The organism is Sulfitobacter sp. F26169L, from assembly GCF_026410285.1.
In the GTDB taxonomy this organism is placed as follows: domain Bacteria; phylum Pseudomonadota; class Alphaproteobacteria; order Rhodobacterales; family Rhodobacteraceae; genus Sulfitobacter.
Window position 1 is genome coordinate 87,830 of record NZ_JAPMLP010000011.1, and the last position, 11,418, is coordinate 99,247.

Annotated in this window: 12 protein-coding genes; 7 read left to right on the top strand and 5 right to left on the bottom strand. The window is 55.0% G+C overall.

Translation table 11 applies throughout. The features are described 5' to 3' along the window. Positions 1-107: 107 nt before the first annotated feature. The 6 genes from OS189_RS17095 (at position 108) to OS189_RS17125 (ending at position 7,460) form a co-directional block, all read left to right on the top strand. Positions 108-548: a helix-turn-helix domain-containing protein gene (locus OS189_RS17095; RefSeq protein ID WP_267168555.1), complete on the top strand. Its 441-nt coding sequence runs from the start codon at positions 108-110 to the stop codon at positions 546-548. 293 nt (positions 549-841) lie between these two features. Then, a complete protein-coding gene (locus OS189_RS17105) occupies positions 842-1,357 on the top strand; it encodes a hypothetical protein (protein WP_267168557.1) in 516 nt (171 codons plus the stop codon). Between the two features lie 128 nt (positions 1,358-1,485). Next, the gene (locus OS189_RS17110; protein WP_267168558.1) at positions 1,486-2,436 is read left to right on the top strand and encodes a GIY-YIG nuclease family protein; all 951 of its coding nucleotides are present in this window, start codon (positions 1,486-1,488) and stop codon (positions 2,434-2,436) included. 80 nt (positions 2,437-2,516) lie between these two features. Further along, positions 2,517-4,631 (top strand): AAA family ATPase, encoded by a 2,115-nt coding sequence (locus tag OS189_RS17115; protein ID WP_267168559.1) that lies wholly within the window; start codon positions 2,517-2,519, stop codon positions 4,629-4,631. A gap of 17 nt (positions 4,632-4,648) precedes the next feature. Further along, complete coding sequence (locus tag OS189_RS17120; protein ID WP_267168560.1) at positions 4,649-5,296, top strand: hypothetical protein; 648 nt, start codon at positions 4,649-4,651, stop codon at positions 5,294-5,296. A gap of 796 nt (positions 5,297-6,092) precedes the next feature. Then, positions 6,093-7,460 (top strand): DNA methyltransferase, encoded by a 1,368-nt coding sequence (locus OS189_RS17125; protein WP_267168561.1) that lies wholly within the window; start codon positions 6,093-6,095, stop codon positions 7,458-7,460. A gap of 144 nt (positions 7,461-7,604) precedes the next feature. On the opposite strand, the gene OS189_RS17130 is transcribed toward OS189_RS17125, so the two are convergent. The 4 genes from OS189_RS17130 to OS189_RS17145 all read right to left on the bottom strand — a co-directional run bounded on the left by OS189_RS17130 (position 7,605) and on the right by OS189_RS17145 (position 9,956). Then, positions 7,605-8,111 carry a metallophosphoesterase family protein gene (locus tag OS189_RS17130; RefSeq protein WP_267168562.1) on the bottom strand — a complete coding sequence of 169 codons (507 nt, stop codon included), beginning with the start codon at positions 8,109-8,111 and terminating at the stop codon, positions 7,605-7,607. 15 nt (positions 8,112-8,126) lie between these two features. Further along, complete coding sequence (locus tag OS189_RS17135) at positions 8,127-8,450, bottom strand: metallophosphoesterase (RefSeq protein ID WP_267168563.1); 324 nt, start codon at positions 8,448-8,450, stop codon at positions 8,127-8,129. Positions 8,451-8,668: 218 nt separating this feature from the next. After that, positions 8,669-9,082, bottom strand: coding sequence for a hypothetical protein (locus tag OS189_RS17140; protein WP_267168564.1), 414 nt, complete (start codon positions 9,080-9,082; stop codon positions 8,669-8,671). A 487-nt stretch (positions 9,083-9,569) separates the two neighbouring features. Continuing rightward, positions 9,570-9,956 (bottom strand): hypothetical protein, encoded by a 387-nt coding sequence (locus tag OS189_RS17145; RefSeq protein ID WP_267168565.1) that lies wholly within the window; start codon positions 9,954-9,956, stop codon positions 9,570-9,572. A 511-nt stretch (positions 9,957-10,467) separates the two neighbouring features. On the opposite strand from OS189_RS17145, the gene OS189_RS17150 reads away from it, so the two are divergent. Then, a complete protein-coding gene (locus tag OS189_RS17150; RefSeq protein WP_267168566.1) occupies positions 10,468-11,172 on the top strand; it encodes a hypothetical protein in 705 nt (234 codons plus the stop codon). A 29-nt stretch (positions 11,173-11,201) separates the two neighbouring features. On the opposite strand, the gene OS189_RS17155 is transcribed toward OS189_RS17150, so the two are convergent. Beyond that, a partial coding sequence (locus OS189_RS17155) for a hypothetical protein (RefSeq protein WP_267168567.1) occupies positions 11,202-11,418 on the bottom strand: 217 nt, incomplete at its 5' end.

Sequence of the window (11,418 nt, forward strand, 5' to 3'; positions counted from 1 at the left end):
ATCATATGTCCAGGGTTCGCCTAAAATGGTGGCGCTCTGTGCTGTGTGCAGAGTTGCTAACACCCGGCTTTCGCCGGGCAGCCTCTTGATAAAATGGAGGTTTCGCGATGTTCAATCAATTTAGATCAGTTGTTCACAAAAATTCAGCAGGTTGTGTAGCAGAACTTCCATTAGAGATTTGCCAATTTGAACGTTGTGAAACGTGGTTTTTACTCGAAGTCGCCATGACTTCGGTAAATCATATGATCCCGTTCAAGCGGAATATGTTCGAAAAAGACAAAAGCGATCATCGCCGTTTCCCAGCAGCGATCAGTGCCCCTGAAAAGATCAGTTTGGCCCCTCGAGAAAAAGATGTTCTCTTTTGGGCTGCTCACGGCAAATCCGCATGGGAAACCTCTATATTGCTCGCCTTATCGGAAAGCACTGTGAAGTTTTACATCCGAAAAGCTTGCGCCCGTTTGGGCGCTCAGAACAAAACCCATGCTGTGGCATTGTGCCTGATGCATGATCTTTTGGATGACTACAGCTCTGATCCGATCCCGAAATAGCTTTTCAACCTGCCTATTTAGTCACCTTGTTCCAGACATCTCGCTAAAAGCCGCCTGATCATTTCCGGGCGCGTTGGTAAATCAGCTTCCAACCGTCTTCGGTTATCAAGCGCATCGATCATGTCGCGGGATAGGCGGAGCGTCAGAGCCTCTGTATTTTTTTTTGGTGGTGCCATACTAAATCTCTCATTCTGATGTTGACATCATAATGCGTTAATGGCATATTGCTCGGACGAAGGCAAGGGGTAGGACCCATGCCTCCATCCTGACCATTTAGATTGTAGGAAATCATCATGGCTAAAAAGATCAATAACATGTCCGTTGGGGCGCTTAAAGCGCACCCTTCGCAATATCCGACACCCGTTGCACGTGCGTTTGCGGCATTGCCCTGTGCCCTTGCGCGGCATATCGAGACAGAGCGGGAGATCGAGGATGTGGATATCTGGGATTTGGCGTTCCGCGACTGGCTGACCGATGCCGAGCACGCCTACGCGGACGTCACCACGCATCTCTTCAACATCACGGCTGCTGAAGTGGTCTGTGAAGACGACAAGCCGCTCGTGCGCATGGCGATGCTTATAGACGCATTGGTCGGCTCTGAAGACCCGGATACCTTTGAGCATCTTTACAGGCTCCTCCCTCAGTTCGAGGATCTTTTTCAATGTCACGGCCAAGGTCCTGCCGCGCGCCACCGCGATAATATGCTCTGCGCAGTGCGGCGGCATATCGACACCATGGCATCTTTGCTGACCTATGACGGCGTCATCGAAACGGAACAGACCGAGATGGTCCAGATCCCGCAACTCTGACGGTTTTCATGTCCGGCTTTTTATATGCCGGACATCCCCTCCATGCGCATTACCGCCGGAACCCTTCTGATCCTGTCAAACGGTTCTCTCAACGCGGGCATCCAACTCTTCAAATGAAGGACGATCTCATGAACATGCATTCCAATACTCCCGCCACGATGACCATCAACAATTTCAGACTGCCTATCCATACCGGGGCCATCAAGCCTGGTTGGCTCCACGAAGCACAGAAAAAGGGATTCACCCTCGTCGCACGTGTCGTCGACCGGATGCATCTGGCAGTGCAGTGCCATCTGTGTGGCCATCTCAGTGTGACGCGTTTGTTCACACTAATGAGCGCACAACCGCTCTGCCCGCAGTGCATCGAACAGGCATGGCGGACTGACGCGGCACAGGCCGGATTGGAGTTTATCGGGCGTGATCCCGATCATCGCCACTACGGAATCTACAAGATGTCATGTGGCCATGAGGTCCGCCGGCAGTTCGCACTTATAAAAAGGGTTGCACTTGCCGCCACCGGGCTGCGCTGCGAGACATGCCATGCGAAAACTGAGGCAAGGGAGGCGCATGCGCGGGGCTGGGAATTGCTTGGTCCTGACCCGCAAGGTGATCTCAATTACCGCAAATATCGCCACACCGACTGTGGCCACGTGCAGCGCATTGCGCGTGCAAATATGCAGTCCGGTAGGTTCGGGTGCGGCGGATGCGGTGTCGATTGGCCCGCAGCGCCCAGCTTTCTTTATGCGATGCATTTTACACTGGAAAATGGCCGCGAGATTGTCAAAGCCGGGTTCTCACGCGATCCGCAAAGCAGGCTGCATCACCAGCTCAAACGCGATCCGTCCATGCCCTGCACCCTCTTGCATATGGTGGCGGTGCCGACCGGTCAGGATGCGATCCGGCTCGAGAAGCGTCTGCACGCAGACCTCAAGCATGCGCATCCTGCGTCTGTGATCGATCCTGCGGTCTACAGCAAACAGATCCGTGTTGCCTCCGAGATCTATGATGGGGCGCTGACCCCCATTGTTCTTGCCCGTCTTGAAGAGATCGAAGCGGAGATCGCGCGCATCCCCGCATAAACTTTCGCCTCCGCCAAACATTGCAATCCTCGGGTGAAAGCCCGGGGCCTTATACACCCATTCAGAGGGAGGGCGCAGCTATGTCCACATCCAACCCACATACGCCCGTCTGGTCGGGCTTCGCCTACACCGTCATTGGCAACTTGCGCCGCCATCACGGTGTCGCAAGCTCCCGCCCCGATGGCTTTGACCGCAAAATGGAACCGCCATCGGAGCTGGACGAACTGTTTGCCCGGTTCGAAGACGGTAAAGCCGCCGAAATCTTTGACGCGCCCACGAGTCTGCCGTCACGCTACGTCCCTGCTCGCCAGTTGCTAACAGCCATTCGCCTTGCCGCCACTTTTGGCGGGCCTGACGCCTATCAAGCTGGCCTGCTCTGTGGCGCTCTGACGGTGATCAGCGACATCGCACCTGCGGACATGACCACCCTCAAGGATACGCTGAAGCTGGGCCTCCCTTATACGGACTGGCAAGTGATCTCGCCCGACATTATCGACGGGCAAGTGTCCAAAACGGCCCAAAGCCGGTTCGAGAGTAACATCGCGGATCGGATTGACCGCATCGAGCCGGTGCTGATCCTGCAAGCCGATGGGGTTTCCCTGCCCAGCCATCTCGTGGCCATCGCACCAGCAATCCTGCCGTATGCACCGGTATCACGCGATATCGTGATGACCCATCTGCTCGCCGGCAATCTGCATGATCAGATCCCGGACCCGATGGCGTTGCACGATGCCCTTCCACAAAACGTCGATCTCGCCGCCTTGGAGACGCTGGAAGCCTGCGCCGCGTTGCGCGCGCCGACCCCGCGTGTGGTGCTGCAAAGGCTGGACACCATGATCGACACGCAGGCCAGATCGTCAGGTCCCCGGCTCGAAAATTTCGAAGGCGAGACCCCTGCTCTCCTTGCCGCGCGCCGCGTGGTCGACGACCTTTTGCTGTGGAAAGACGGCGAAGCGGGGTGGCACGAGATCAGCCGGTCGCTTCTTCTGTACGGTCCGCCTGGCACCGGCAAAACATTTCTCGCCCGCGCGATCGGAAACAGTGCCGGTCTCACCACCATAAATGCCAGCTTTGCCGAGTGGCAGGCGCATGGTCATCTTGGCGATATGATGCGCGCGATGGATAACACCTTCTCGGAGGCGCGGCGCCGCGCACCTTGCCTGATCATTATCGACGAGATTGACGCCGTTGGGTCACGCAGCGATCCTGATCGCCACGCCAACAACTATCGCACTCAAGTAATCAACGGTTTCTTGGGGCATCTGGATTCCATCGCGCAAAGAGAAGGCGTGGCGGTGATCGGCACCTGCAACCATCCGGGCAGGATGGATCCTGCTGTGCTTCGCGCCGGGCGTATGGATCTCAAGATCCAAGTGCCGTTACCCGATGCCGAAGCAATTCTGGGCATTCTTCGCCATCACCTGCGTGAGGACATTGCCGATGCCGAACTGCAGTCCCTGGCACACCGCGCCGTCGGGCGCAGTGCGGCGGACATCGACGCGGCCATCCGCGCCGCGCGCTCTGATGCGCGGCACACCCGCAAACTCCTGAGCCTTGCGATGCTGCACGACACGCTCGGGATCGAGACCTCGGGCGCGGATGATGCAGTTCTCAGGCGTGTTGCTATTCATGAGGCAGGGCACGCCGTTCTGGGTGCCGCTCTCGGTCTTGGCACCATCGAGGCAATCGCCATCACCAACGAAGGTGGACATGTTCAGCGCCGCAGTAAGCCGACCGAGAGCCTTCTGTCGGATATCGAGGCCGAGATCTCATATGCTCTTGCCGGTCGAGCTGCGGAGCGGCTGGTGCTGGGCGAGGTCTCGGCCGGCGCCGGTGGCCCTGCGGCCAGCGATCTGGCGTTAGCGACCTACATGGCGATCCAGATCGAGACCACCTACGGTCTGGGACATGAGGGACTGGTCTGGCATGCCGATCTGGACATTATTCATCGTCAGACCCCCGCGATCCGGGACCGCGTCCGCCAGCGCCTGCAACGGGCGGAGCAGCAGGCCAGCATCCTGCTGGGACACCATCGTGACGCGTTGGAAGCGCTGGCCCGCACGCTGGTCGAGAAGCGGTCGATGCGGACAAAAGAGATCCGGCATGCGCTGCAAAGCGTTGCCGCATCCGTCACTTCTATGACGCCAAAGGCCACAGAGAACCTGGTCCAGCGCGATTATCAGCACTCCGTCTAACTTTCACACGTCGCACCATGCCGCCGAGAAAGGCGGCACGGTGCGACAGGATCGATAAAAATTGCCAATCAATCACAAAGAACGGAAGCCAGCTTATGAAGAATGACTGCCCCGACACTCAATACGATGACCTTATATCGTTTGTATACGACCTGCCGCCGGTCGCCAGTCCTGACCGCTACTCCATTGCATCATCCGCTACCCGCTTTCCCCATGCGTCCTTAGCCGAAGCTCGTATCAGCGGTACCCATCATCCGGTGATCGGCATCACAGCCGCGGGCTGGATGATGATCGGAGGCGTTGGTTGGCGATTGATTAAAGCCGACAAAACCGTCACGCACAGAATTGCTTGTGCATGCAACAGGCTCCAGCGTCACCTTCTGACTGACCTCGAAAAGTTCGATCAAGCATATGAGCGCCATGTATTGCGGACGGACCAAAGTAAAATCGCAGGATTGGTGCAGACACCGCTGGAACCGGGCAGATATGTTGTCCGCCCCAGTGATATCACATCGCGCCGGACGAAAGACCGCCTTGACCATTATCTTGATGACCCGCCGCCCCAGAACGATACTGATGATCCGTCCTTCGAACTGCCTGATGGGTATGTCAGCAGCGAGGTTTGGTGGCAGTTTGCCTGGAGAATGACGCACAGCACGACATAGCGCTAAGAGGGGAGCAGTGGCAGGCAGAGTTGTTGAGTTCAGGGATGGTTTCTTGCCGGTATTTTTACAGTTTCAGAGGTTTTTTGATCTTTTGGTTTCAGATTTTTGAAGCGGAAGAGTTTTTTGGGTTTTCCAAAAGACAGGCAGAGATCTGTTTTTAAGGTTTTAGCGTTGTTATGCTTTGAGCGATTTTGCGACTTTTTTATTCTTTTGATGCTTAAATAGATCGCTCTAGCCTTCGTAAGCGCCTCCTCGGATACGCGTGTTTCTCGGCGATCCCTGTCCCGGGCATCGATCCGTATGACCCTGAAACGGCTACTTTGGGTTGCCCTCGTTCTCCGCGCCGGTCGCACGCTCACAGCCGGATTGCAAAATTATACGGATTTTTGTCGTTCAGGCAGTCCATACATCAACCCCTTTTCTTGAAACGGGTCTGATTGAGCACCGAACAGCCAAAAAACTCCGTAAATTTATCCTGGCTTTTGCGGGAAATTTCACCTGTGGGAGACGCAAAACACAGCGAGTGTTCAAGGGTCTCAGCAGAACTTTTCTGCCTTTTCCCAAAGGATATTTCTGCTGACAAGCACATGGCTTCCCTCTCGAGAGAGCTACTCGGAAGCAAGGCAAAATATGCTATATATTATTGTTTTTACCTATTTTTTATTTTCCACTATCCACAGGAAAAGCCTTTGGCTGCGTTGATAGGTATCACGCGCAGCCCGTAAATTTAAGGCGTGTTCCCATCCTGGGTCACGACCGTTGGCGTGCTGCCAACCTCCTTAGAAAGCAATCCAAGATGAAAGACGATTCATACCCCCAGCGGCTGTCGCTGGATAAGCCTCCCGGCTACAAACAGAAGACAGCACCCGCCATGCCCTTCCCCCAGACTTCAACGTCTGATACATATCCGCCTCTGGCGAATTTGCTCTTTTCAGCAGAAAAGACCCTGCCTGTTCCTGCGAAGCACATCTGCACACTGGATTTTCTGACTGACATCCGCGAATTCAGCGGTCTCGGGACGATCACAACGACCTTCATCGAGAACGACATTCCCTACTATCTCGGGAAATTCTTCAAAAGTGGCGGGGCCCGGCTTCACGCGCTGCATGAATTTTCATACCGCGCATCGTTCAATCCTCATCTGCCCGAGTTCCTGATCGAAAGGCTGTCATCGGCGGGTGACATTGTTCACGATCCGTTTGCCGGCAGCGGAACAACCCTGATCGAGGCCGCTCGTCTTGGCCGGATTGCATGCGGGTCTGATATCAACCCGATGGCCGAGGCAATCATTGCTCCCCGTATCGGTCCGGAGATCACGCCGGAAGGGATCATTCATGCGCTTGAAACGGTTGACTGGTCCGCTGGACACCGCCACTCCTTGGGGCTCCCGAGCGAGTTTTTCAACGCGAAGACCCTGCAGAAATTGTCGGCATTGCAGGTCTGGTCGCAAGGAAGGGCACCCTTCAATGACGCAGATGCCGATCCGGTCGCCCGTTGGATCCGCATGGTCGTGTTGTCACGCCTGACCGGGCATTCGAGCGGGTTCATGAGCGGCTATACCCTCCCGCCAAACAAGGCGACGACCAGCGCCAGCCAGCGCCGGATCAACGAAGAACGGGGCGAGAACCCGCCGGAGAGGGACGTGAAGCGCAACATTATCCGCAAGACGCGCTCCCTGCTCAGGGATGGCTCGATCCCCTATGATTGCCGTCACAGGATCGGGGTCGGTGACGCTTCCGACACACCCTGGATCGAGGATGCCAGTGTCAACCTCGTGGTAACCTCACCCCCTTTCTGCACGGAAGTGGATTACGCTTTTGAGCACTGGTTGCGGCTGAAATACTTTGGGATTGACCCCAAGAGCATCGCCTTTTCACATATCGCGTCTTTGAAAGCCTGGACCGCAATGATCCGCAATATGCTGATGGAGATGATGCGCGTCGTAAAACCCGGCGGCTACATCGCCCTAGAAGTAGGTGAAATCAAGAAGGGGACCGTCAAGCTCGAGCGAGCCGTTTGGGAGGCCGCCGAGGGCCTGCCCTGCCGCCGTCTCGGCGTCATAATCCATGATGCGGAATTCACCAAAACATCCCATATTTTCGACGTCACCAAAAATCAGCGCGGCACGAATACCAACAGGATTGTCATCATGCAGCGCCTGTGAGCGGGTTGCATGAGCATGGTTTCACCGGATGTCATCATCCGGTGAAACCATATCAATCCTGAAGCATCTCTTTATATTCCGGCGGGCAAAACCGGTTCTTCGCAACCCCGTCAGCGCAAACTGAGTGTTTGTAGGCTTCCGAAATCAACCCGCGCTTCCAGACTCATGCGGGCCAAGATCAATCAGCCCTCTCCGAACGCGCTCCTCTAAGTCAACGCCACGCAGTTCCTCTTCATACCCAACTGATACATTTCGAAGCAAAGTACCCCCTGGCATACGCCGCTCAGCGGCTCTGTGAGTGTGACCGAACAGCCAGACATCCGGTTTATACCTTTCAATTTCAGCTTCCAGATTAGACGCGAAAAAAGGTGAGAGCTCACTGACGCCCCCTATGACCGCACACGAGGGTGCGTGATGGGTGACAACAACGGTTTTGCCCGCCCACTGACGTGCAAGCTCCCTGACCAGCCAGGCCTTCTGCTGCTCGCGCTTGGAAACAGTGTCCTCCGGGCGGATTAACTTTTCGGAATTGCCCACAGTGATTACACCGTAGCCATAATCCGGCATCGCGCGGGTATGCCAGAGCGTGTCCGCGACAGCGGCTTCGCCGTACCACTCAAAAAAACGCAGATCGGTCCAAAACGTGGTCATCAGAACCCTGACATTTCACAACACCAGACGTCGACATTGTCTGAAACTGCATCCGAGTTCACAACAAACGACATCGAGTTCCTTATCCAGCAGAGTCAGATTATCTCCGTAGTAATCGTGGTCTCCGGGGAAAATCACCGTCTTCGATTTGGGATAAAGTGCGCCGAGCCAGCGTATCGCACGTGGCCATTTCGTGGCCGCATGTTCGCTCAGATCGCCCGCGATGATCAGGGTGTCTGCTGCCTGTCCAACCTGTTTGATCGCTTCGCCAGATCCGCTGAGGACATCGTTATCCAGAATCTCATCAAAATGGAGGTCAGCCGGAACGAGGATTTCCACGGTATCTTTCCAGTGATTGTCAGTGCCAATGCAGGCTCCTGAGGAAGTAAATTTGCAACAACTGCGCACCGAATCTGGATGGTCAGGGCGTCATAAAAAATTGACAAGGCGCGATCTCGTTCATCCGCCGCCAGCCAACCATCGCTGAGCCTCCAGCGGTTGAAGAACAACCAATCCAGATCATGCCGCCGCTGGCGGATCAGGCCCTCCCGAATGACCTACCGGGTTGGCGGCCTGACAGGCTTCCCATCCGAATGGGCCTCAAGCATATCGTGCCTGGACAGCCTGAACCTCAGGAGTGACGCCACATTCTCCTCTGTGATGGTCGCGAGGTTAGTGAGCTCGGCACGTACGTCCTCTGGGATTACCGTGCAGGCCCGATCACCCGCCGCTGTGAAGTGCGGATCGGTTGTTATCTCCAATGCCCATTCCCGCGGTTGCTCGCACCACAGGAATGTCTCAGCCAGTGCCTTCCATCTACCGTTCTCGACAAGACCAAGGCTTTGCAAGTCCGGTAGAACGTCCTGGTCCACACCGGCAGAACCGAGACCATAGCCTGGCTTTATGACCAATGACGTCAGCGTATCTACCTCTTCGCGAATACGTCGAACCGAAAAATCTGGAACAGCCACCCCCTCTGGCGGCAGGTAAGTTATAAGCCCCTGCTGGTCTGCCAAGGCGAGAACGGCGACGCAGATATCATTCAGCCTGGACATCATCTGCGGTAAGTGCGGATCGGCCAGCGGTCGAGCTCCTCGATATCAACTGTAGCTTGGCCAAGCGCGCGCAGCGCTTCGCAAGCAATCTGGTATGCCGCGATGTGATATGTGATCATGGATCGACGCGCCATCCTGATCCGAGGCAGGTAAATTGCGCTTGATAAATTCCATGACGGGTCCGGCCTATCCGGACATTTTGATATTATCTGTCACCTAGTTCTCCCGGATCAGACAAGCGCGTGCTTTATGGTCTCGCCAGACTTCCATAGGTCTGAGTGAGAAGAAGCGCAAAACCACGCACTTTATACCTATCCTGACAGATCACTGGACAGTCGCGTGCATCAACGAAACGGGTAGCGTGTTCATGGCTTCATCACCACAAGAGCACCCTGTAACTTCGCTACTTCGAGGGTTCTAATATCTGGTCTTGGCTAAACACACAGCACGGCGCGCGCCCTGAGACGTCACACAGGATCTGCAGCAAATCGGGCTCTTTATTTCTGCCGCCCGTCCAAAACCGATCTCCTACCAAGGCTACGCAGGATCTCTCCGCATTGCTCAGCTGCTGGATGCGCGCAACTTCCGCTGATCCAAAACCCGCAAAGGTTTTGCCCGAAGAAATTGTCGAGAGTGCATAGTTGAATGTATCAGACCCCAGAATATTCGCAGCACAACGATCATGCGGCGGCACTTCAGGATATCTATCGAAAAAGAGGGCCGCCAACCACGCTTTCGGCGTCATCAACGGAAAATCCTTACACGGTGCATCTGTCGACAAATCAGTCATCTTGCTTCTCCACTATGGCGAGAGGACTGCTCCTAGTCGCGCTTTGGTCACAAACACCGGAAACTGCCGTTCTTTGCGTGGACAAATTTGCAGCAAGGTAGATGCTGACCCTTGCAAAATTACGGTCATCAACCATGATTTTGGTCCCCTCGAAATGTTGAGATCCACAACCTCGAAATTTCACAGGGCGGGCCCTCAACCCGGCCGCTTTCGGACTCTTCCTGTCTCATTTTTATCCTTTCCAACGTTTTTTATCAGCCCTAAATGAACGAACTACATCTTTATAAAGACTTGCGGATATTTTCACAAGCTAAGCGAAGGGATTATTTACGTCATTCAATCCAGGTGCTAGAAATTCCCCATTATTAAAAGGAGATCCGCTTTCTTTTTTTTCTTCAATTTTCCAGTATCGCCATCTTTCGGGGCTCCGGAATTCACCCGGTTCTGCCTGGCTTGTTACGATCTGCGCAAAGCATACCCGTCGCTTACCATACGTGCGCTACGGACGATCTTGACCGTTGCACGAGCTGATGGCCCTCTGACGTATCAAGAGCTGGCCGATTTAGTCGGGCAACCCTATGTCACTCTGGCCCATCAGATAGCTGCTCTCTCGGATGGACGGGACCGGAGTCCTGGTCTTGGCCTGCTCTCGCGACAGCAGGGTCGCCATACCAGAGCGCGTGTGGTGACCTGTTCCGACGTGGGCCTGTCAGATATCCAGCCATTTATTGTTCAGCAGGACCAAAGTCCATACAACGAAGCCACAGCCGCCGATATCCTGTCACGAACTTTGAGTGCACTTGATGCAGTGCTTGAACGCTACCCAAAGCTCACCCTTGGGTCGCTGTGTGTGTACCTGTTCATCGCCACCCATCAGGAGAAATTCGCCTACTTCGGGGAGCCGGTCAAAATTATCTCGCGCGGACTTGAGCTATCCAACCTGCCAAAACACCTCAAGGTCCTCGAAATTGGCGCTACCAAATCCCCTTCGACAGGTTTGATCGGGTTTCACACGAACGAGTACGACCAGCGCATTCGGCTACCTTTCCTAACACAGGCTGGTATCGCGCTTGAATGCGCGCTCGTGACGGCTCTAACTGGTAAAGAAACAGTAGCACCCAAAGTTCCGCGTGCTGAAGCGCTTGATGCGCTCGATTCACCCACGGACGTCCCTACCCTCGAACCGGAAGATTTCGACGATATTGTTTGGGAATGAAGGTGTGAGCGATACTTGAACCGCGACTCCTATTGCCTTTGAGGGTAGGGTGATCGGCCGATTTCCTCCATCAGTTTGTCACGGAACACCTCGGCGGGCGTCAGAGGTGGTCGCAAGGTTTCGTACCGGTAGTTAAGGTGGATCAACTTGTGAAAGAAGTTATCCCAAATGACGAAACGAAAGAACCATTCGCCTGATTTCAAAGCCAAGGTTGCGCTTGAAGCAATCCGCGAGGAGATGTCGATG